This is a genomic window from Salinimonas chungwhensis DSM 16280 (assembly GCF_000378185.1).
GTDB lineage: Bacteria > Pseudomonadota > Gammaproteobacteria > Enterobacterales > Alteromonadaceae > Alteromonas > Alteromonas chungwhensis.
This window is the reverse complement of sequence record NZ_KB899378.1, coordinates 63,021-86,178: the sequence shown is the minus strand read 5'-3', so window position 1 is coordinate 86,178 and position 23,158 is coordinate 63,021. Positions and strand designations below refer to the sequence as shown.

The following is a 23,158-nucleotide window of genomic DNA, read 5'->3' as shown; positions in this document are numbered from 1 at the left end:
TTGGCGGCTCAACCTCCTAATTCTGTTACTGTTACATTCATATCCAGCAACTCACCGTTGCGACTAATCTGAAGTTTCAGCTGAGTACCTGGTTTTGTCTCGGCAATCATATCCAGTGTTTTTGCCGCGCTTTCAAGCTTTGTATCGTCAATAGCAAGAATAATATCACCGCGTCGCAGCCCTGCCTCTGCTGCCGGACTCTGCTTGGCCACGGCGGTCACTTCGACCCCGGAACGATTGATGATTTCCCGTCCGATAAAACCTAGTTGTCCGCGTGTTACCCGACCATCGGTAACAATCTCATCCATAACGCGCCTGGCCAGTTCATACGGAACGGCAAAGTTGATCCCATCTACATTGCGTACGCCATTTCTGCCATCTCTGACCTGAAAGTTCGCATTTGTAATTCCCACCAGTACACCATTACTATCCACCAGCGCCCCGCCGGAATTGCCCTGGTTTAGGACGGCATCAGTTTGAATAAAATCGACAAAGTTTGACAATCCGGTCCGCCCTGCGCGACTGACAATGCCGTGAGTTACTGTCTGGCCAAGGTCAAAAGGATTACCAATAGCCATGACCATATCGCCCACCGCCACATCCGGATTTTCCGTTTGTGGAATCGCGTGCAGATTGTCACCTTTAATCTTAAGTACAGCTAAGTCGGTGTAGGGATCGTAGCCTACGATTTGCGCCTCGAGAATCTGACCATCCTGAACCGCCACAACAATACTATCTGCGTTTTGAACAACATGATTGTTAGTAAGTATGTAGCCGGATTCGGTCATAATAACGCCCGAGCCGAGACTGGTGCGTTCTCTGGGCCTGTTGCGGTAAAAGCCCACATCGTTTTCAATACTGACACTATAGATATTGACAACTGCAGGCCCAGCGCGATTTACAGCATCTTGGTAGGAGATTCTGTCAGAGGAATCGTGGGCACCACTGAAGACATTTTCTGCAAAACCACCGCCCTGACGAAGGTCCGGGACCAGAAAAAGCATTAGTACGGCAACGATGATGCCCAGAAGAACAGATTTGAAAAGAAAACTTAAAAATTGCCTGCTTGCCACGATTTCTACTTATATTTACGCCTCCCCATAACTGAGGAGGGAGGCAATTTTATACTTGCCTCAAGAATAACATCGTTAAAATATAATACCAAAAGAAAGTATTATTTCCTGATAGTCCAGTAACTTACCGACTAGAAGGTCTAGCGTGTCAAAGACAATACTGACTGGATGAATCCGTAATGAAGCATAAAAAAGGCCACCCGAGGGCAGCCTTTTGATGTCTGTGAATGTGACTACTGACGTATGACAAGGTAGCGTGTAGAAGCGCCACGTTTAATATTCAGCGCTATAACGCCCTGAGATGTATCCATTGCTTCACGTAACTCGGAAATGCTGGTTACACGTGTGCGGTTTACACTGACAATAACATCTTCTGGTTGTAGCCCGATCCGCGCAGCAGGACTGCCCCGGTCTAATTCTACAACCTCCACACCCTGGTTTCCTGACTCATCTTCGCCATTGGCAAGTTCAGCACCCTCAAGTGCCGGGTGCAACTGGGCCGCCGTTACCTGCGTATCACCGGCATCATCCAAAGTGACTTCTACTGTTTGCTGCTTACCATCTCTTAGCAGCGTTAATTCTACTTCCGCGCCAGCACCCATACTTGAAATTCGTGCAGCAAGCTCACGAAAGCCGCTAAGTTTTCTGCCATTTACAGCGGTGATGATATCACCGGCCTTCAGCCCAGCTTCTTCCGCGGCAGTTTCTGGTTGCACTTCACGAATAAATGCGCCTTTGTTGACCGGTACATTCATGGCTTTGGCCAAATCCGCATCCACATCGTTACCTAAAATACCCAGCAACCCACGACGGACCTCACCAAATTCGGCAATTTGATCCACCAGACTTTTCATCATATTGCTGGGTATGGCAAAGCCGATACCGACATTGCCGCCATTAGGACCAAAGATTGCGGTGTTGATGCCAACCAGCTCGCCGTTAAGATTAACCAGCGCCCCTCCGGAGTTACCTCGGTTTATCGCAGCATCCGTCTGGATGAAATCCTCGTAACCACCAATATTAAGGCCTGAGCGGCCCAGCGCACTGATAATACCCGAGGTTACGGTTTGAGAAAGCCCAAAGGGATTACCGATAGCAACCACAAAGTCACCGACGCGACTGCTGTCTGAGTCCGCCAGAGGCAAAGCTTTAAGCTTGTCAGATTTAATTTTCAATAAGGCAATATCGCTTTGTTCATCCTCACCGAGTTTTTTTGCTGTCAGCTCGCGGCCATCTTTTAATTTAACGGTTATTTCATCGGCATTGGCAACCACATGGCTATTGGTCACCACATACCCTTTATCTGCATCAATAATTACCCCGGAGCCTAAGCCACGAAACGGTCGTTCCTGAACTTGCTCCGGCGGGGCATTAAAAAAGTAGCGAAACATTTCAGGCACCTGACGACGAGCCGACTGGGTACCTTCAACAGAAATACTCACCACAGCAGGGGTGGCTTCCTCAAGCATAGGTGCAAGAGAAGGGACTTCCTGCTTTTTACTGTCACTAAAAAAAGGTAAACCCGCCTGCACCGACACCGACAAGGTAATCGAGCTGACGATAACGCCGGAGATTACGGCGACGCGGCGAAAAGACATTTTCATATTCGCTTACACTCCTCATGATTATTGCGAAATATCTGTGCTTTCAGACAGACACAAAAAAAGTATGAAAAGTTCCTATTTTTCTTTTTCCGGAGCGGAAGAAGAGGATTCAGTGCCAACAAATAACCCAGAGCTTGCGCCGGCAAAATCTCGCGGCTGGCTGCTGCCAGATACTGTCTTCACCTTGCTTTTTTCCCGACCGTGCAAATTATTGCGCAGATATGCTGAGGCCTGCTCTCCGTAAAAAGGAACACTGTCATCATCAGACTCATTCTTGAGTAGCCCTTCGTATTCTTCCAGTTGCATACGCAATGACTGACACTGGTTCTCGAGCGAGTCCACAATCTGACGGGTTTGATGAAAATGATGTTCAGCCTGCTGTCCCATAATTTCTTTGACATTTTTTTCAGCTTGTTTAACTGACTTGTCGCTGCCATCACGGGTGTATACATAGCGGGCGACAAAAAAACCGATAATCAGTCCAACTACCAGCAGGGCAAGAGGAATTAAGACTTCCATTTATTTCTCCGAAAAGTTGAAACAGAGTTTACGAACAAGTATGTAATCTCTTACTTCTTTATTACTTAAGAGCAGTATACCAAGTTCACGCTTACATTACTGTTCAGTCAGTTGAGCGCAACCTGATATAATACCTCAGGCATGTTAGGGGGTATCTATTAGTCAACCAACAAGGAATGACACTTATATGAACCCCCGGTAGAGTTGGCTTGTACCATAGGCGCACGGAACGTGATCCCGGCGAATGCTGCAAGCGTTTGTTATTCTACCTGTATTTTGCATCAAAATAAGTCTGCACGCGCGTTTTTTCAACCAGGTCGGTGCAGCGCGTGAAAGTCACCGGCAGTATATTCAGGAGCAGTAATTTACATGACACCATGGGAAACCTATCGCGAGGATCTGAAACAGCCCGACTTTCACCACGATCCGGCCCAGGAAAATGCGGTTAAGGCATTGCAACGGTTATATGACGATTTGGTAAAAGCGCCGGAATCAACCAGTGGCGTTCGCAATACGCTAAAAAAATGGCTGGGCAAAACAGAGGGCCCTGAGCCGGCGAAAGGTATTTATTTTTACGGCGGAGTAGGTCGCGGAAAAACCTATCTGGTAGACACCTTCTACGAGTGTTTACCTTTCAGTGACAAAATGCGGGTGCATTTTCATCGCTTTATGCATCGCATCCATGATGAGCTAAAGCAGTTACCCCAGTCGCAAGATCCGCTGAAAATTATTGCTGCCAAACTCGCTAAAGAAACCCGCATCATATGTTTTGATGAGTTTTTTGTATCGGATATCACCGATGCCATGATACTGGGCACATTAATGAGAGAGTTATTTGGTCATGGTATTACGCTGGTTGCCACTTCAAATATCATACCGGATGATTTGTACAAAAATGGTCTGCAACGAGAACGCTTTATTCCTGCCATCGAGTTGATTAACAAACATACCGAGGTTATCAGTGTCGATAGTGGGATAGATTATCGGCTGCGAACGCTGGAACAGGCAGAGCTTTATCATTATCCGCTGGACGAGGCGGCAACCACCAATTTGCATGAATATTTCGCGAAATTAGCACCCGAGAAAGGCAACGAAAATCAAACCATAGACATTAATAACCGTAAAATTAAAACGTGTCTTAATGCTGACGGCGTAATAATGGTTGATTTTAAAGAGTTGTGCGACGGACCCAGAAGCCAGAGCGATTATATTGAGATCAGTCGTTGCTATCACTCGGTTCTGGTCGCCAATGTCAAACCTATGGGGCAGAATAATGATGATGTCGCCCGCCGCTTTATCGCTATGGTTGACGAATTTTATGAGCGCCATGTTAAGCTCATAATGTCAGCAGAGGTGCCAATGAACGAACTTTATTCCCAGGGCAGGCTCAGTTTTGAATTTCAACGGTGTATGAGTCGTTTGAAAGAAATGCAGTCACATGACTATCTGGCAACCGAGCATCTGCCATAAAGCCCTGTTCAGGGCTGATGATAGTGGGTAAACTTAGCTGCAATATCGAACTAAGTGGCGCAGCGCTCGCCACTCTCAATAGAAGCAAGAGACGAGAATAATGGGTAGAGCATTTGAAGTAAGAAAAGCCGCCATGGCCAAAACCGCCGGGGCAAAAACAAAAGTTTATTCCAAATATGGGAAAGAAATTTATGTTTGTGCAAAAAATGGCGGTGCAGATCCCGAAACTAATTTGTCGCTACGCCGGCTTATGGACAAAGCAAAAAAAGACCAGGTGCCAAGCCATGTGATTGATAAAGCGATTGATAAGGCCGCGGGTGGTACGGGCGAAAATTATGAAGCTGCCCGGTACGAAGGTTTCGGCCCCGGCAACTGTATGGTAATTGTTGACTGCCTGACAGATAATGCTAATCGTACCATCACAGACGTGCGCAACTGTTTTACCAAAACGAATGCTAAAATTGGCGCGCCGGGTGCAGTAAGCCATATGTTCGATCACCAGGCTGTATTCCAGTTCGCCGGTGAAGATGAAGATGCAGTATTGGAAACGCTGATGGAAGCGGATGTTGATGTGTCAGAGGTAGAGCAGGAAGACGGTAAAATTACAGTTTATGCGCCGCACACAGAATTTAACAATGTGCGCACAGCGCTTACAGAAGCCTACCCTGACTTGACTCTGGATACTGAGGAAATTACGTTCATTCCTCAGACGGAGACAGAGATCAGCGAAGAAGATCGGCCGATGTTTGAAAAATTCATGGATATGCTGAATGATTGTGATGACGTGCAGGATGTTTATCACAATGCAATTCTGCCCGATTAAAAGTTGGCTCTGTTTTCGCAACACAGTTTTTCAATATCTTAAAGCCCTCCAGCGAGGGCTTTTTTTGTAATTAAGGCTATGTTTAAAAACTTTTATTAAATTTTCAGCTGGTCCGCGATTTAACTGGGATTATTTTTTCTCAACGCTAAAATTAAGTTGCATATATACCATCCTCCCATCGCCGCGAAATATCAAATATACAAATATGAATAACATCAATTCAGTATCAGAAATTGAAACGCAAAATGTTATCGATGTTCTGAAAAATAACCGTAAGCCGCTTATCAATTCCTGGGTTTGTAAGGTAAAAGAAGAATTCGGCGATGAGGTAACCCTGACAGATGACGAGTTCGCTGATCACATGATTTATATCATTGATGCACTAATAGACGAATTTTCGGAATTTGATGAGTCAGAAGATAAAACCCAGCACCACCTTCCCGGGGATATGACCTACAACGAGGGGCAAATCTCAGATAGTAAGCGAGGCGGTAAAAAACACGGGAAGCAGCGGGCCAATATAAATGCATATAATGCCGATAAAGTTTACTGGGAGTATGTACTGTTGAGAAAAGTACTGGTGGACTTTTTGCAGCAGCACCACTTACTGGATATCGATCATCTTGAAATCGTTACCAATGTAATAGAAAGATGTACCCGTGAGTCTATGGCGGTCTTTACGGATACCCTTCATTCCACACAGCGAAAACTACTGGGCACGGTGGTTCACGATATTCGCTCACCGCTATACGTAATTTCAATGCTGGGTGAATTAGCTGTTGAGCAGCATGACATCGTTAAAACGCCCGATTACGGTAAACGAATTAATTCTGCAGCTGCGCGCATAGCAGTAATGCTGGAAGATATGCTGCAAACATTGTCCATAGAGTCTGGCCAGGGCATTGAGCTTAACTTCAAACAGGCAAGCTTAAATGGCTTGCTCTCCTCTGTCGCTGAGGAAGCGATAAATATGTATGGTGACAAGCTTAAGGTCAATTTACCTACCGAGGAAATTGCTGCCGTCTTCGATGAGATAATGCTGAAGCGTATTTTCGAAAATCTGATTTCAAATGCGTTCAAATACGGTGATCAACAAAGTGATGTAACCATCAGCGCAGTAAAAAAAGACGGAAATGTTGTGGTAGAGGTGCACAATTTTGGTAATCCTATTGCAGAAAATGAGTGGGATGAAATTTTTCGATATCTCAAAAGTCATGAATCTCGCGACAACAAGCACGCAAAAAGCTGGGGTATAGGGCTGGCATTTGTAAAGTCAGCTGTAGAAGGGCATGGCGGCACCGTATCGTTATCCAGTGACAAAGAACAAGGCACACGCTTTAAAATTGAATTACCTGAAGATACCAATGTCAGTGGACAAACAAAAATTGTGAAAATCGAGTAATTCGGCCCCTCTAAAGACCTTAAGTCAGAAGCTAACGCAGAGCTTCACCTTTGCTAAAGGTAGATATTCGCACCGCCGCTGGCGCTAAAAAAATCCCAAAAATAATGCTCAAACGCCTTCTGCGGGTGAGTTTGGCTTATTAGCAAATAAGTTTATTCAGTAGCCTGCAATCCCGAAAACTCAGATGTGCAGCTATTTACTGTCGTGGTTTTGTCATCAGCCTTTCTGCTAACAGGATTTGTATTGCCTCCCCGACAATTCTCTTTTATTTTTATCGTATTCAGTTTCCGTCTCGGGTAGAATGCGCCTCGGAGTCGGCCAGGCAATCGCCGCTTTTTGTTAAGAAAAGGGGAGGAAAGTCCGGGCTCCACAGGGCAGGGTGCCAGATAACGTCTGGGCGGCGTGAGCCGACGACCAGTGCAGCAGAGAGTAAACCGCCTAAGCACGCAAGTGCCGGTAAGGGTGAAAGGGTGCGGTAAGAGCGCACCGCGCAGCTGGCAACAGTTTGTGGCACGGTAAACTCCACCCGGAGCAAGACCAAATAGGATCCCGTTACGTGCGGCCCGCATGGGGATCGGGTAGGTTGCTTGAGCCAGTGAGCAATCGCTGGCCTAGAGGAATGATTGCCCACGACAGAACCCGGCTTATCGGCCGACTCCAACTTTTACATCATTTCATTATGTAAGACAAAGCGGCGGCGCCGCTTAGCCTTTATTTCCGAGCGGAAAGACGGCTGTTTTTACGCTCAATTAAAGAATAGATATGGGCGTGAGACGCTAGCATGGTATACGCTGGCGCCAGAAAACCCCGCTCATGTAAAATACCAACCGTTTCACCATATAAACCCGCTAGCCGATCTTCATCGATGGTGTATATACCCTCAACTTTTTTCGAAGAACCATCGATAAACGAAATATCCAGAGAAATCGGCGTGAGTAACTCTAGTTCGACCAATGCTTTGATAAACGCTTTTGTATGTTGTTTACCTTCCAAAAGCAGCGCCAGTAATTCCTGTTTATCAGTCATCAGGGGCGTGGGCTGGCCATTTTCATCGAATAAAGGCTCGCCGCTGTCCTCACTAACAGCGTCACTTTCCGTATCGATACAGACAAGATGATTTTCACCATCTTCATTTTCTTGCTGACCAATATAAAACGGCCGACGCTGGACCTGAGCGGGAATATACAATCCCTCCCAACGATCATTCTGCCAAAACAGGTTCTCACCTTTCTCAAACCCCAGTAATGCTGAACAAACAAATTGCCCTGAGTCTGCATCTTTAGTAAATACAATAGGGTATTGCACGATAAGGTCGGTAAACTCACTTAACACCACTGACACGGTATGACTGTTTCTGCCGGTTTGTGCCACTTTGTCGGGAAGCACCTTCAGGTTCTTATGCTGGTGAGGATTTAGCGCAACAAAGTGTGACATCTCGTTCTCCTGTATGAGCCTGATTTAGGTTGATGAAGAATCTGCAAATTTACAGAATGACCATACATACGCACGGACTGTCAGATCCCGTTCATGTTACGGCAAAAAAAGTGTTTTGCGCTATGCGTATCTCTGCCACAAAGACGAATGAATACGTACGCCGGGACCAGAAAATTAGCAGATTTGTTGGCGTGATTGCCGGACAATATTCCAGCCGGTACCAAGTAGCAAAATAAACAGCACTGGCAGCAAAAAAACACCGGCATTAACATCAAACGCCGCCTGTATCAGATAAGCCAGAATCGCAGCCTGACAGCCCATTAATAATCCAGCGCTGGTGGCGGTTAAAGAGGTACTCAATAGCGTAATGGTCAACAGAAAAAGTGGTAATAAAAGTAATGCAGCGCCGAGCACGCCATGGGTTGCCAGCGTTTCTAAGTAATCATTATGAGCGCGTTTTGACATTTGAGAATTGCCCAGTAATAACGGTTTGTATTGATGCTGAATGTAGGGATATGTGCCCGGCCCTGATCCTGTTACCGGATAATCGACGAGCACATCGGCAGCAGTTTGCCAGAGCATTGCCCGCCCATTATCTGCCATCTTTTCACTGGTAAACCGCTCGTAAATAGATGATTGGGTGAAACCGGCGGTCGCAACCACCAAAGCTACTACACTAGCTGCTATAACTTTTTTATTAAACAGCCGCGTCGTAAGGGAACGATTACGGCGTACAAGCAGCAAACCCGTCATGCCGCCTCCCAGTAGCAATGAAAGCAGGGCGCCGCGCGAGCTGGTATTTAACAGCGTAATCAATAAAAGACCCAATACAATTACCAGTATGGCCACTGGTGTCCATGAGATGTTGCGATGTTTGCGTCTCTGCAACAAGGCGTCAGCCAGTAAGCCGACTGTAATGCATATATTCATTACCAGGTATAGCGCATATTGATTCTTATAACTGAATGTTCCCCGAATACCCTCCTGCCAGCTAAAGTCCCAGGGCGGAATAGCTGAAACAATTTCAAACTGCCCGTGGGTTAGAAAATTAAGCTGCGAGTAGACGGCGGTTGCCCCTGAACTTGTCACCAACACCCAGGCAAGTTGGCGCATTCTGTCAGAACCCTGAAAAACGGTAATCACCACGATAAACAACGCCACTAATGCGCTGTACTTGCACAGTGCTAAGAATGACGCTTGCCAGTATACGGTCAGATGTGTCCTAACAGGGGAGGCTGAGTCAGTAATACCGGAATTTGCAGGGGAGAGGGCAGCTATCAGGTCTAAGGGAAGGGGCAGCAAGTAGAAAGCGCAATAAACCAGCCACAGTCCAAACAAGCCGATAATCCAGACCGCCTGCTTTCCGGGTAACAGAGATGGTCGTTTCCCTGCCAAAACCAGCACTACAGCCATAAATATGACAGCGCTACAGAACAACTGTTCCCAGGTTTGTTCCGCGCCATGCAGCCAGGGCGCCAGGAAGATGACTGTATAAATGCAATAGCGGGCCGCGGTGTCAAAAATATTACTGGTAGGTCGCATTGTCTGCCTCCGCCTCTAACGCACGTAATCTGGCGGATGTCTCACGGTTGGGCGAGCAGCACCTGAAGGGCGCGACGATTTTATACGTGCCCATGGCAGATAACATCGTCTCGCGGGTAGAAGGCTCCCGCAGCGCGCTGGTGATTAACGGCTTTGCGAATTCCTGTACCGCTGCTGGCAATTCATACCATCGTTTAATTAAAATTGGACCGGCGAGCATCTGAACCTGGGTTTCAAACGGTGCTATTTGCAATAATTGCTGTAAAGATGACACCGCTTTACAATCATTCTGGTTGCGGTAATCGTCTAGAAAAACCTGTAGTGCCAATGCTTCAAAATGCGTGGGGCGCAGCGCTTGTGCTTCACTGATATAGCGCTGTACGGCGTCAAGGTAAATGTCGCCGGTTTTCTTGCGGGCCCGCACGATATTAACTTTCGCCAGCGAAATTTTTATATCAGCATCGTTGAATAATATGCTATCAGCATTAGCTAATGTCTGCTGAGCAGTGCGCAGCTGTGAATGAGTGGGCTCCACCTTGCCGTTAAACCACGCATCAACCGAGGCCTGGGTACGCGCAGCAGACAAGTAGACGGTCCCCGCATGCACGCAAAAAAGTGCTGCGGCCAGCGCCGCCAATAATAGACACGTCCGTGCAACAACGCCGATATTCATCGCTGGATGGCGGTCCTTTGCTTGCTCGCGCAGAAGAATTTATTAAACGAGAAACAGGTCATGGAAGGTCATTGACAGTTGGTGAGAGTATCTGGGTCAGATTATGCCAGAACGAAGGAGCGTTAACATCACTATCTTTGGAAACTCAACGCTGGCTGTTGGTTGGGCTCACTGAGTGATGGCCGATAAAACCCGGTTTATATCACTGTCGTTAAATGGCTTTGAGATAAAATCGTTCATTCCGGCAGCCAGGCACGCTTCTTTATCGCCTTTCATGGCATTGGCCGTCAGGGCGATAACGGGCACTGCCTGATGCTGTTCACCGGCAGCGCCTGCGCGGATGCGGCGGGTTGCTTCATACCCATCCATTTCTGGCATCTGGCAATCCATCAAAATCAAATCAAACGGTTTTTTCACTTGCTGCAGCGCCCGAATGGCCGACTTGCCGTTAGCTGCCACCATTACCTTGTGGGGTTTAAGATTTTCCCGGGCAATGACCTGATTGATTTCATTATCTTCGACCAACAGAATCCGCAGGGCTGGTATCTTCCCGGGAGCCTCTTTCGCTGGAGTACTTTCAGGCGCATCCTGATAACCGTTGGCTTTTTCAAAAAACACAGTAAAAGCAAAGGTACTGCCCTGACCTTTGGTACTTTCAACCGTGACTGTCCCGCCCAGCAGTTGGCATAATTGCCGTGTAATCGCCAGCCCCAGACCTGTGCCGCCAAAACGACGGGTGGTGCTGCTATCTTCCTGTGTGAAGACATCAAAGATTGTACTCAGTTTATTACTCTCGATACCGATACCTGTATCGGCAATGGTGCCTGTGAACTTCCACTTCCCGGCGAATTCGGATAGTGCAAAATGCAAAGAAATCTCCCCGTGCTGAGTAAATTTCACTGCGTTGCTCAACAAATTTCCTAATATCTGGCGTAGCCGAATTGAATCACCACATACCTCAGATACATCGTTAAACACCGTGGTTACTGAAAGGGCGATACCTTTTTGGTCGCAACCGGTCTGATATTGTTCAGTAGTAGTGGAAATAAGCAGCGGTAAATTGAAGTTTGCATACTCAATATTAAGCTGCCCGGCTTCAATTTTGGAGAAGTCCAGAATGTCATCGACAATATACTGCAGGTTCAACAAGCTCTGGCGGGCCAGCGATAGATAATGGGCCTGCGTGTCATCCAACGGTGTTTTATCAATAAGCTGTAATGCGCCGGACACACCATGCAAAGGCGTCCTGACCTCGTGACTCATACTGGCAAGAAAGCTCGATTTCAGACGGGCAGACTCTTCTGCTTTTGCTTTAGCTTCGAGCAAATATTGGTGGGTTTGCTCCTGTTCGGTAATATCCTGACAAAAAGCGACGTAATGTGTCACCGTTTGATTGTAAGTCACCGGTGTCAAAATAAGTCTGGCATAAAACAAGACGCCGGACTTTTTATGCAGAGTAATGGTTTCATCAACCGATTCGCCGGCCAGTAATTTATGGTTTATCGCGTCGACCTTTTTCATATCTGTTCTGGGGCCCGCCAGCTTCACCAACGGTTGATTGTTCACGTCGGCTAATGAATAACCGGTCAGCCGGGTAAAAAAATCATTTACAAACATAATAAGTAGACGTTTTTCATAGAGCCTGGCGATCCCGATGGCGACTGTCGCGCTTTGCATAGCATGACTGAACAAACGGTTTCTGTTTTCCAGTTCACGTCGTTCGGTAACATTATTACCCACCAGAATAGAGCCGATTCGGTTTTTATGCTGATCAAAGAAGGGCAATAAGTCCCATTTTATCGTGACAAATTTATCATTTTCGCGTTGATAACTTTTATCAACAAAGGAACCGGATTTACGAATTTCCTCTGTAATAATTTTAAGCGTATGCTGATCAAAGTTCAGTACATCAGCGCAGTCTTTATAGGGGCGATTAGCGATGAGTAATTGATCGTTGTTATCCATCACCACCAGCAATTCCTCTAAAGAATCGATAACATTAGAAAACTGACGGTTGGAAAGGGTAATACTGAGCAGGTTATCGATCAGCTGGTCAAAATCTTTTCTGATAAGTGACAATTCGTCAGCTTCATTGGGAGGGGCTGATGACATCGTTGGTTGTTGCTGGCGCATACTGGTAGTTATTGAGCGGTGCAATGCAACAAGTGTTTCTGCTGTGAGTTGTGCTGCACGCTGTACCGCATAGACGCTTATCAGAACGGTGGCGATGATGCAGCAAAGCAGTACGGGTAATAGCCAGAACACAGACTGATAAACCGTTTCCAGCGGCACCATACTTCTGATGATAAGGTTGTTCCAGGTGGTGGCGTGAGTGATCCAACTGTCAAACGCGCCATCGCTAAAGGGTTGTCCGGATGCAGACAGTGGTTCGCTGGTGTACAAAACGATATCGTTATCGTCAGTGACCACCTGGATGGCGTCATTGCTACGTGAGTAAATTAAATCTGTCAGACTGCCAACGTATAAAACTAGTGCTCCTTCCACACTGTTAGCCATAACAACAGGCACCGCCAGCATGACGCCGTCTTTGGATACTGAAACCGTTTGCCTGCCTTGTTTGAGTGTTCGCGTCTGCCATCTTTGCTGCAGGTTCGGCGGGAGTGGCTTTTTCCAGTTTTTTTCAATAATGGGTTGGCCGGCATAATCATACAAAGCCAGACTGAACGAGGTGGTTCGGGTAAGGCGCAGGGTACGAAAAAACAGCGGCAGGTAAGAATCACGTTGCTGATAATCTACTAGGCTGTTAACAATAATATCGTTGTCTGCCACGCTTTGCAGCAAGACCATCGTGTCTTGCAGACTGTTTTGAATGTCGTCCTTTAAAATAGCGGCATGGGCATTCTGTCTTTCGCTGACTTGCTGGTGAGCAAAATACAACACTGCGATACAAATCAGTGTGCTAACTACCAGTAAGGCGGCAAACAGTCGGGGCAACAGTGCACGCTGGATAATGCCAGCCAAAGACGACGATTTTGTCATTAACTATCTCTTCACAGGAATTAAGTTTCCTGCACCGTTAAAGCGCGCCATAAAGTAATCCTGCGCCCACAATGCGTCATGTCGGGTTGGGGTGAAAGGCGGCGCATAAGTTTTAACTGCACCTTCATAGGATGGCAGGTTTTCCAGCGCATCGCGAAGCGCATCAGTATTGAGATTTTCAGCCGACTGCGCTGCACGGGCCAGAAGATGTGTCAGGTCGTAACCATGCGCTACGCCGACTGCGGCTGGCACCGCCGATGCGTCAATATCTGCAGCAAAGCGAGCGCGGTAACGGTGTAACAGTTTTTGTGCCTGTGGGGAGGTCTGATAAAGAAAGCTGAAGGTTTGTATAACGCTGATATCCATCGCTGTTAACAATGGTTTGCCCACTAAAGTAGTAAAATCACCACTGACCAGCCCCCAATGGGCGATGATAGGCAAAGCATCACCAAGTTGAGCGTGGATAGCCCGCGTCATTACCGCCGCTTCAGGAGCATTAGCTACCATGATGATTGCCTCGGCCTCACTGTCCGCGATAGACGCAGCGTCGAGAGCGAAGGTCACCTGCTGCCAGTTGACCCACGCAGTTTTCACAATGTCGATTCCCAGCTTGCTCGCGGCCTGGTCTAGCGAGGCGAAGTTTGAGCGTCCCCACGCAGTGCGTTCCAGTGCTAAAGCCACTTTAGTCAGCCCTCGCGACTTGGCATAGTTGAGCAAGACCGTCGCCGCTTCGCTGTCTCGTACGGACACCCTGAATACATTGTTGGGCGTGTAATTATTGTCCACCACGGCGGTCCCTGCCGCCCAGGCGCCCAGGTACAGGATGTTTTCGTCATGAATAGCATCAAGCTGCGCTATGGCAACAGGGGTATGGACCCCGCCTACCACGGCAAGCAGGTTTTTTTGTTGCGCCAGCTGTTTAATGTTAGCCACACCTCTGGCAGGATTACCATGGTGATCTGATTTGATCACATGCAAAGGGCGACCGGCAATACCCCCAGTTTCGTTAATTTCTTCTATCGCTAATTCAACACCGTAGTACATAGCCTGACCACCTGTGGCAGAAACTGTGCTAAAATCTGCGTCCACCGCGATGACAAGCGGCGGTTGTTTTGCGAGTACCGATCCTGCGCCTGATAAGCAGAGTAATAAGCAAAGAAGACGAAAACTGTTATGCGCGTTCATAATAAGTTGACTGGATGGGCTAAACTTCATAGTTATAGAATAACCGGTACCAGCGCGTTCGCAATTAGACAAATGTTGTGATTGTTCCAAAAGATTAGATGTCGATTATTTATTTGTTGGTAAATTTGCTGCAGGTCTGTAGCTCAGCCATACTCACGCCTGTGTGTGTGAATTTTTCAGTTTCAGCGAAGGAGAATGCGCACATATGCCCAAGTTACCCCCCACTATTATTGATGTTGAGGCATCCGGCTTCGGCGCGCAAAGTTACCCGGTTGAAGTGGGCTTGATTCGCTGTGACGGAGAACGCTTTTGTAGTTTGATAAAACCTGCAGATGACTGGCAGCACTGGGATGAGCAAGCGCAGCAACTGCATGGCATTAGTCGCGATGACCTGGCGACATACGGGCAGTCGCCCACTGATGTGTGTTTGCAACTTAACAAATTTGTGGGCTCTTCTACAGTTTATTGTGACGGCTGGGTGGTGGACTACCCGTGGCTGATTAAATTGTTCAATACAGCCGGCGTTCCAATGGAGTTTCGAGTTTCTTCACTGGATTTTCTGCTAAAAGAGCATCAGATGGATGTATGGGACGCGGTCAAAGAAGGTTTGCTGGCTGAATTCAACGACCGTCGGCACCGGGCCAGCTCAGATGCTGAACTGATTCAGCTGACCTATATGGAGTCTCTTAACCAAAGTGGATAGCTGAACACGTTATCAACCAGATATTTATATCTGGCTTAGCACTTGGCTGTGAACAATATCCACAGCTTTGGAAAGGTCAAAAAGCCTCAGCAATTTTGGCTGATTTTCACACCATCAGGCCGATGCATTTAAATATTGTCAGGGGCTTCAAAGCTAAAGCGAAGCCAGTTTGACTGCCCTTCAAAAGTGATATTTGACACCCAGTTCAATACTGGAAATGTCCAACTCACCAACAGCGCGATATTCATATTCGACTGCCATATTAAAACGATTTACATCGCCCAATTCCCAACCCAGACTGGCAGCCACACCAGCGTTTTCAGGAATGTAAACCTGCTGAAGAGAACTGAAATTCTGATTATTACTGGTTTGCACCGCAGCGAATATACGTTGCGATTTTGTCGTAGGCAGGGCCCGACGGGCCAGCAGCCGAATGGAGTCCACCGGCCGGTAGGTATCGATAGCATCGATCCACAATGGATGGTATGGCATCTCACGCTCGTACTTCAGGCCGAACGACCATTGTGGTAAATGATAATTTTTGTAATACACATCCGCCTGATGCTGCGCTTTGTCAATCTCAATCTGGGAGGATACAGGCGTAAAATCAAATTCCTCAGCAACTACCAGTGAAGGTACGATGCCCCAAAGCGCAAATAAACTATATTTAGCTTTCATGTAATGACATCCGCATGTTGAGTGAGCGCTCTGCCCGAGATAAACGGTATATTTCTTATAATAGTAAGAAGTGCCGGAATGACGATATATTAGCTGTATATAATTTTATGATTGCGTACATTTGGCAACAAAAAAATGAAACTGTGTTCGTTTTTTCGACAATGCAAACCATACCAATATTGACGCAGTGAGACAACCACCGGCCTGAGGGTAAGCGCAGAAAAGAAAAGCCGGCTTTTTGCTAGCCGGCTCTGCGGGTTAAACTGAATCTTTCAGCGCCTGCGCCTTATCAGTATTTTCCCATGGAAACGCATCGCGACCAAAATGACCATAAGCTGCTGTCTGCCGGAATATAGGCCGTTCGAGATCCAACATTTTTATGAGGCCGTAAGGACGCAGATCAAAGTGTTCACGAACCAGATTTACCAGCGTGCGCTCATCAACGTTGCCCGTACCGAACGTCTCAATGCTGATTGAGGTAGGTTCGGCGACACCGATGGCATAAGAGATCTGAATTTCACAACGATCAGCAAGCCCCGCCGCCACAATGTTTTTTGCTACATAGCGACCTGCGTAAGCCGCCGAACGATCTACCTTGGAAGGGTCTTTACCCGAAAATGCACCGCCACCATGACGGGCCATCCCGCCATAAGTATCGACAATTATCTTACGGCCGGTAAGGCCACAGTCGCCCATAGGACCACCAATCACAAAGCGACCGGTGGGGTTAATATGAAAACGAGTGCGATCGGTTAGCCAGTGTTCAGGTAATACCGGTTTGATGATTTCTTCCATCACGGCTTCACGAACCTGTTCGGTGGAGACACTGTCGCAATGCTGGGTAGACAGCACAACTGCGTCCACACCTACCGGCTGATTATTTTCATAAACAAAAGTCACCTGGCTTTTGGCGTCCGGGCGCAAGAAATCTAGCTTGCCAGACTTGCGAACTTCGGCTTGTTTCTGAACGAGCCGATGCGCATAGGTAATGGGCGCTGGCATAAGCACATCGGTCTCATTGCTGGCGTAGCCAAACATCAGTCCCTGGTCGCCAGCACCCTGTTCTTCCGGCGCCGCGCGATCAACACCCTGATTGATATCCGGTGACTGTTTGCCAATTGCATTGAGAATGGCGCACGACTCAGCGTCAAAGCCCATATCAGAATGGGTATAGCCGATATCTTTGATCGTCTGTCGACTCAATTCTTCGATGTCGACCCATGCAGAGGTAGTAATTTCACCGCCAACCAGTACCATACCCGTTTTGACATACGTTTCGCATGCAACCCGAGCGCGGGGATCCTGGTCTAAAATAGCATCCAGAACCGCGTCAGAGATTTGATCAGCAATCTTATCCGGGTGGCCTTCAGAAACCGATTCGGAGGTAAATAACTGCGTTGCCATAATGTCTCCGTTAATATGTGACACTTTTAAAGACATCAATTGTACGCAATCTGACTAAAATTGCCAGTCTTTACTTCTGGACGTCTAAATGTCTAATTGTTACGTTTGGTTGACAAAATTGATGTTTTTTATTCAACCGGTTATCAAATTTGCATAAACCGTCCCACCTGGGCAAAACACATTGCAGTAGGCAGATGGTTAGGTAAAAATAGTTTTCAATGTAAAATAGCGGTCACAACATTTCTGTGAGCTAAAAAAGATTGCTTACGTATGTTTTTGGCCGTAGGAACAAAACCAGGAGATAACATGCCCACTCGTCGAGAACTCGCCAATGCAGTTCGTGCGCTAAGTATGGACGCGGTACAACAAGCAAAGTCAGGTCACCCCGGTGCCCCAATGGGGATGGCCGATATTGCGCAGGTTCTGTGGTGTGATTATATGTCGCACAATCCTACCAACCCTGAATGGGCTAACCGGGATCGGTTCGTGCTGTCCAATGGTCACGGGTCGATGTTGCTATATTCACTATTGCATCTCACAGGCTATGACTTGCCTATTGAAGAGTTAAAGAATTTCCGTCAGCTGCATTCTAAAACGCCCGGTCACCCTGAATACGGCTATACGCCGGGTGTTGAAACGACAACCGGGCCATTAGGTCAGGGGCTGAGTAATGCGGTCGGCATGGCGCTTGCTGAAAAAGTGCTGGCGGCACAGTTTAATAAAGAAAACCATGCGATTGTTGATCATCATACCTACACCTTTTTAGGTGATGGCTGCCTGATGGAAGGTATCTCTCATGAGAGCTGCTCACTGGCAGGCACACTTGGTCTGGGTAAGCTGATTGCATTTTACGATGATAACGGCATCTCCATTGATGGTGAGGTTGAAGGCTGGTTCACCGACGATACCGCTGGCCGATTTAAAGCCTATAACTGGCAGGTTATTGAAAATGTGGATGGCCATGATGCCGCTCAGGTTCGACAAGCCATTGAGCAGGCGCAGGCAAATACAGACCAGCCCACACTGATTATTTGTAAAACAATTATTGGTTTTGGCTCACCGAATAAGCAGGGCAAAGAAAGTTCTCATGGTGCTGCTCTGGGTGAAGATGAGATTGAACTAACCCGTAAAGAACTGGGCTGGACTGCATCTGCCTTTGAAGTGCCATCAGATGTTTATGCTGAATGGGATGCCAAAGAGCGCGGCCAAAAGGCACAGGCCGATTGGGAAGCGTCATTTGCCGAGTATAAAAAAGCCTATCCGGAACTTGCTGCAGAATTTGAACGCCGTGTAGCCAACAAGACCCCAGATGACTTTGTTGCAAAAGCAGACGCGTATATTGCTAAACTACAGGCTAATCCGGAAACTGTGGCGACCCGCAAAGCATCACAGGCAACCCTTAATGCATACGGACCGGCACTACCCGAATTACTCGGCGGTTCCGCTGATTTGGCAGCCTCAAACCTGACCTTATGGGAAGGGAGTAAGGGCGTAGTTAATGATGATGCCAGTGGAAATTATATTTTTTACGGCGTACGTGAATTTGCCATGTCAGCCATGATGAACGGCATCAGTTTGCATGGTGGCTTCAAAGCTTATGGCGCAACCTTTCTGATGTTCATGGAATATGCGCGCAATGCAGTGCGTATGGCAGCATTGATGAAGTCACCGGCCATTTTTGTGTATACCCATGATTCTATCGGCCTTGGTGAAGACGGTCCTACCCATCAGCCGGTTGAACAGATGGTTGCCCTTCGCTCTACGCCGAATCTGATGAACTGGCGCCCGTGCGATCAAGTGGAATCAGCAGTGGCCTGGAAGCAGGCAATTTTGCGCCATGATGGCCCCACAACTCTGGTATTCACGCGCCAGGGCGTACCTCAGCAGGAGCGGTCCGCTGAGCAGGTAAAACTTATCGAAAAGGGCGGGTACATTCTTAAAGACTGTGACGGCACGCCGGACGTAATTCTTATCGGCACGGGGTCTGAAGTGCAGCTTGCTGTAGAAGCTGCGCAAACGTTGACTGACAGTGGCACTAAAGTTCGCGTTGTGTCCATGCCGTCTACCGACGTCTTTGACAGCCAGCCTGCTGATTATCGAGAGAGTGTGCTCCCCACATCAGTCAGTCGTCGTGTGGCGGTGGAAGCACTGTCTAAAGACAGCTGGTACAAGTATGTTGGCTACACCGGTGTGGTTGTAGGCATGGAAACTTTCGGTGAATCAGCGCCTGCCGGTGATTTGTTCAAGCACTTTAATATTACTACCGAAGCGGTGGTTGAGGCTGCACAGTCTCTGCTAAAGTAATGCAGGACACTTCATGGTAAGAATTGCCATCAATGGCTTCGGCCGCATCGGCCGGAATGTGTTGCGCGCTCTGTATGAAACAGGGCGCAATCAACATATTCGGGTCGTGGCCATTAATGAAATCGCAAAACCCGAGGGCATCGCCCACCTTTTGAAATATGATACCGCCCATGGGCGGTTTCCCTTTGAAGTAAAACTCCAGAATAATGCACTGCAGGTGGCCGGAGACAGCATCGCGCTGACCGCTCATTCGCACATTGAAGCACTTCCCTGGCAGGAGCTGGCGGTTGATATTGTGCTCGAATGCACCGGAGTGTACTTCAACCGTTCTGCGGGTGAAAAGCATCTTAAGGCCGGTGCGGGGAAAGTATTATTTTCCCAGCCCGGCACCAATGATCTTGATAACACCGTCATATTTGGCAGCAATGAGGAAACTCTGGCGCCTGAGCACCGTCTGGTATCCAATGGCTCCTGCACCACGAATTGCATCGTCCCCGTGATACAGGTTCTGGATAAACATTTCGGTGTACAAAGCGGAACGATTACCACCATTCATTCTTCGATGCATGATCAGATGGTTATTGATGCATACCACGATGATTTACGCCGGACCCGGGCTGCCAGTCAATCGATTATTCCGGTAGACACACGTCTGGCCCGCGGTATTGAGCGTATATTGCCTAAATTCGCCGGGAAATTTGAAGCCATCGCGGTGCGCGTACCTACCATCAATGTTACAGCAATGGATTTGAGCGTGACATTGGCTGAAAAAGTCTGTATCAACGAGGTCAACGCAATCTTCAAACAAGCCCAGCAGGGGCGTTTATCCGGCATTCTGGATTATACCGAAGAGCCGCTGGTTTCAGTGGACTTTAATCATGATGCCCATTCCTGCATTGTAGACGGGACGCAGACTCGGGTAAGTCATGGACAACTGGTTAAAACACTGGTTTGGTGTGACAACGAGTGGGGGTTTGCAAATCGCATGATAGATACCGCCCAGGCGATGTATCATGCAGGTAGTACTGAATAAATTTTCGGTGCCACGTGACAACATGTGGCCCACAACTTAATGAGGGAGAGAGTATGGCTATTCCAACTATGCAGGACTTTTCATTACAGGGCCAACGCGTTCTGATCCGTCAGGATCTCAATGTCCCTGTGAAAGATGGCAAAGTGATTTCCGATGCCCGTATAAAGGCATCTATTCCGACCATTAAAGCTGCATTGAATGATGGCGCTGCGGTGATGGTAATGTCTCATTTGGGCCGCCCGACCGAAGGCGAACCTGAAAGTGCTTTTTCACTGCAGCCCGTCGTGGATTATCTCAACGACGCCCTCGATGCAGAGGTCAAGCTTGTCAAAGATTATCTGGATGGGGTAGATATTCAGCCTGGTCAGTTGGTGATCCTTGAAAATGTCCGTTTTAATACCGGCGAAAAGAGCGATGATGAAACCCTGGCTAAACAGTATGCTGCGTTGTGTGATCTGTTTGTGATGGACGCTTTTGGTACTGCCCATCGCGCGCAGGCGTCGACCCATGGCGTGGCCAAATTTGCGCCCAGAGCATGTGCGGGACCATTGCTGGCAGCAGAGCTCGATGCGTTGGGTAAAGCGTTAGATAATCCGAAGCGGCCCATGGTGGCGATAGTGGGTGGCTCCAAAGTTTCTACCAAGCTTACGGTGCTTAAATCACTGGCAGAAAAAGTGGATCAGCTTATCGTCGGTGGTGGTATTGCCAATACCTTTATCGCTGCAAATGGACACAATGTCGGTAAATCGCTGGTGGAAAAAGACTTAGTGGATGAAGCCAAATCATTGATGCAGGAAGCGCGCGATAACGGCGGGGACATTCCCGTCCCAACCGATGTTGTGGTCGGTAAGCAGTTTGCTGAAGATGAACCTGCTCACCTGAAAACAGTTTCAGAAGTCCTTGATGATGATATGATTTTTGACATTGGTCCGGAATCCACAGACGCATTGAAAGCTATTCTTAAAAATGCCGGTACGATTGTCTGGAACGGCCCCGTGGGCGTATTTGAATTCGACCAGTTTGGGGCCGGGACCAAAGGCATTGCCGAGGCTATCGCCGAAAGTGATGCTTTTTCCATAGCGGGTGGCGGTGATACGCTGGCGGCAGTAGATAAATATGATATCGCTGATAAAATATCGTATATCTCTACCGGTGGCGGGGCCTTTCTGGAGTTTCTGGAAGGTAAAACCTTACCGGCAGTGGCAGTGCTTGAAGAAAAAAACCAATAACTTGCACTGTTATTTAAAATAAGTATGCAACAGTCGGCGGACAGTGAAGTCCGCCGAAAAAAATATAAACCCTACACCTGCTAATTTCAGCAGTTACAATAAGGAGTGTTGCCCATGGCATCACAAGCACAGCACGATATGCTCGATAAAATCAAAACAGCTGACGGTTTTATAGCGGCGCTGGACCAAAGTGGCGGTAGTACGCCTAAAGCACTTCGACTATATGGCGTGGATGAGTCGCAGTATAGCAATGATGAAGAAATGTTCGACATGGTTCATCAAATGCGTACGCGTATTATTACCAGCCAGCCTTTCAACGGTGACCGTGTTCTTGGCGCTATTCTGTTCGAAAACACCCTGGATCGTGAAATTGAAGGAAAATCCACTGCCTGTTATCTGTGGGAAGAAAAAAAGATTGTTCCTTTTTTAAAAGTCGACAAAGGCCTAAACGAAGAAGCCGATGGGGTTCAGACAATGAAACCTATTTCTTCACTGGTTTCATTACTGGAAAAGGCTAATAATCAACACGTCTTTGGGACCAAAATGCGTTCGGTAATAAAACTGGCGAACGAAGCTGGAATCAAAGCAGTGGTTAAGCAACAATTTGAAATCGGCCGTCAAATCATCGCCGGCGGATTGGTGCCAATTATCGAGCCGGAAGTAGATATTCACAGCCCTGAAAAAGCAGACGCTGAAGCAATGCTTAAAACGCAAATACTTGAGCAACTGGAGTCTTTAGGTGACGGTGAATACGTCATGCTTAAGCTGACACTTCCTGAAACAGCCAATTTTTACAAAGCGCTTATTGATCATCCTAAAGTGATAAAGGTGGTTGCACTGTCAGGAGGCTATAGCCGCAATGACGCCAATAAGAAGCTCACTGAAAACAACGGAATGATTGCCAGCTTTTCCCGGGCTTTGACAGAAAGTATCAGCGCCGATCAATCTCAGGATGAGTTTGACAAAACGCTGGATGAAGCCATCGAATCTATTTATCAGGCTTCAAAAAGCTAATTACGATTTTATTTAAAAGACATTGCCTGTGCTGCTCCGGTGACCGATTTTTCAGTTGCCGGGTCGGC

The 23,158-nt window shown here is 47.6% G+C and carries 18 protein-coding genes and 1 other RNA gene; 9 read left to right on the top strand and 10 right to left on the bottom strand.

Annotated features, from left to right (window positions below; genetic code table 11):
• Nucleotides 1–8: 8 nt before the first annotated feature.
• From F458_RS0107220 to F458_RS0107210, 3 genes are all read right to left on the bottom strand, one after another.
• Complete coding sequence (locus tag F458_RS0107220) at nt 9–1,073, bottom strand: trypsin-like peptidase domain-containing protein (protein WP_018982728.1); 1,065 nt, start codon at nt 1,071–1,073, stop codon at nt 9–11.
• 233 nt (nt 1,074–1,306) lie between these two features.
• Nucleotides 1,307–2,677 (bottom strand): DegQ family serine endoprotease, encoded by a 1,371-nt coding sequence (locus tag F458_RS0107215; RefSeq protein ID WP_018982727.1) that lies wholly within the window; start codon nt 2,675–2,677, stop codon nt 1,307–1,309.
• A gap of 75 nt (nt 2,678–2,752) precedes the next feature.
• Complete coding sequence (locus F458_RS0107210) at nt 2,753–3,196, bottom strand: ZapG family protein (protein ID WP_018982726.1); 444 nt, start codon at nt 3,194–3,196, stop codon at nt 2,753–2,755.
• Between the two features lie 369 nt (nt 3,197–3,565).
• Between F458_RS0107210 and zapE the strand changes: the two genes are divergently transcribed.
• The 4 genes from zapE to rnpB all read left to right on the top strand — a co-directional run bounded on the left by zapE (nt 3,566) and on the right by rnpB (nt 7,554).
• Entirely contained in the window at nt 3,566–4,666 is a 1,101-nt protein-coding gene (gene zapE, locus F458_RS0107200) for a cell division protein ZapE (protein ID WP_018982724.1), read from the top strand.
• A 100-nt stretch (nt 4,667–4,766) separates the two neighbouring features.
• The gene (locus F458_RS0107195) at nt 4,767–5,489 is read left to right on the top strand and encodes a YebC/PmpR family DNA-binding transcriptional regulator (protein WP_018982723.1); all 723 of its coding nucleotides are present in this window, start codon (nt 4,767–4,769) and stop codon (nt 5,487–5,489) included.
• Nucleotides 5,490–5,694: 205 nt separating this feature from the next.
• Complete coding sequence (locus F458_RS0107190) at nt 5,695–6,891, top strand: sensor histidine kinase (protein WP_018982722.1); 1,197 nt, start codon at nt 5,695–5,697, stop codon at nt 6,889–6,891.
• A 310-nt stretch (nt 6,892–7,201) separates the two neighbouring features.
• An RNA gene (gene rnpB / locus F458_RS20105) (RNase P RNA component class A) lies at nt 7,202–7,554 on the top strand.
• Nucleotides 7,555–7,602: 48 nt separating this feature from the next.
• Here the strand turns inward: rnpB and F458_RS0107185 are convergent.
• The 5 genes from F458_RS0107185 to F458_RS0107165 form a co-directional block, all read right to left on the bottom strand.
• Nucleotides 7,603–8,325: a SapC family protein gene (locus F458_RS0107185; protein ID WP_018982721.1), complete on the bottom strand. Its 723-nt coding sequence runs from the start codon at nt 8,323–8,325 to the stop codon at nt 7,603–7,605.
• Between the two features lie 174 nt (nt 8,326–8,499).
• Nucleotides 8,500–9,867, bottom strand: a complete 1,368-nt coding sequence (locus F458_RS0107180) for an O-antigen ligase family protein (RefSeq protein ID WP_018982720.1) — start codon at nt 9,865–9,867, stop codon at nt 8,500–8,502.
• The gene (locus tag F458_RS0107175; RefSeq protein ID WP_018982719.1) at nt 9,851–10,540 is read right to left on the bottom strand and encodes a hypothetical protein; all 690 of its coding nucleotides are present in this window, start codon (nt 10,538–10,540) and stop codon (nt 9,851–9,853) included. The genes F458_RS0107180 and F458_RS0107175 overlap by 17 nt, the downstream gene beginning before the upstream one ends.
• 168 nt (nt 10,541–10,708) lie before the next feature.
• The gene (locus F458_RS0107170; RefSeq protein WP_018982718.1) at nt 10,709–13,540 is read right to left on the bottom strand and encodes an ATP-binding protein; all 2,832 of its coding nucleotides are present in this window, start codon (nt 13,538–13,540) and stop codon (nt 10,709–10,711) included.
• 3 nt (nt 13,541–13,543) lie between these two features.
• Nucleotides 13,544–14,725 (bottom strand): ABC transporter substrate-binding protein, encoded by a 1,182-nt coding sequence (locus F458_RS0107165; RefSeq protein ID WP_026294556.1) that lies wholly within the window; start codon nt 14,723–14,725, stop codon nt 13,544–13,546.
• A gap of 205 nt (nt 14,726–14,930) precedes the next feature.
• Between F458_RS0107165 and F458_RS0107160 the strand changes: the two genes are divergently transcribed.
• Entirely contained in the window at nt 14,931–15,428 is a 498-nt protein-coding gene (locus F458_RS0107160) for a 3'-5' exonuclease (protein ID WP_018982716.1), read from the top strand.
• 180 nt (nt 15,429–15,608) lie between these two features.
• On the opposite strand, the gene F458_RS0107155 is transcribed toward F458_RS0107160, so the two are convergent.
• Both F458_RS0107155 and metK read right to left on the bottom strand, forming a co-directional pair.
• On the bottom strand, nt 15,609–16,106 hold the full coding sequence (locus tag F458_RS0107155; RefSeq protein WP_018982715.1) for a hypothetical protein: 498 nt from the start codon (nt 16,104–16,106) through the stop codon (nt 15,609–15,611).
• Between the two features lie 258 nt (nt 16,107–16,364).
• Entirely contained in the window at nt 16,365–17,510 is a 1,146-nt protein-coding gene (gene metK, locus F458_RS0107150; RefSeq protein ID WP_018982714.1) for a methionine adenosyltransferase, read from the bottom strand.
• A 306-nt stretch (nt 17,511–17,816) separates the two neighbouring features.
• On the opposite strand from metK, the gene tkt reads away from it, so the two are divergent.
• The 4 genes from tkt (at nt 17,817) to F458_RS0107130 (ending at nt 23,090) form a co-directional block, all read left to right on the top strand.
• Entirely contained in the window at nt 17,817–19,814 is a 1,998-nt protein-coding gene (gene tkt, locus F458_RS0107145; RefSeq protein ID WP_018982713.1) for a transketolase, read from the top strand.
• A gap of 13 nt (nt 19,815–19,827) precedes the next feature.
• Nucleotides 19,828–20,847: an erythrose-4-phosphate dehydrogenase gene (gene epd, locus F458_RS0107140; RefSeq protein ID WP_018982712.1), complete on the top strand. Its 1,020-nt coding sequence runs from the start codon at nt 19,828–19,830 to the stop codon at nt 20,845–20,847.
• Between the two features lie 53 nt (nt 20,848–20,900).
• Nucleotides 20,901–22,076, top strand: a complete 1,176-nt coding sequence (locus F458_RS0107135) for a phosphoglycerate kinase (RefSeq protein WP_018982711.1) — start codon at nt 20,901–20,903, stop codon at nt 22,074–22,076.
• A gap of 114 nt (nt 22,077–22,190) precedes the next feature.
• On the top strand, nt 22,191–23,090 hold the full coding sequence (locus F458_RS0107130; RefSeq protein WP_018982710.1) for a fructose bisphosphate aldolase: 900 nt from the start codon (nt 22,191–22,193) through the stop codon (nt 23,088–23,090).
• The last annotated feature ends 68 nt before the right edge of the window (nt 23,091–23,158 follow it).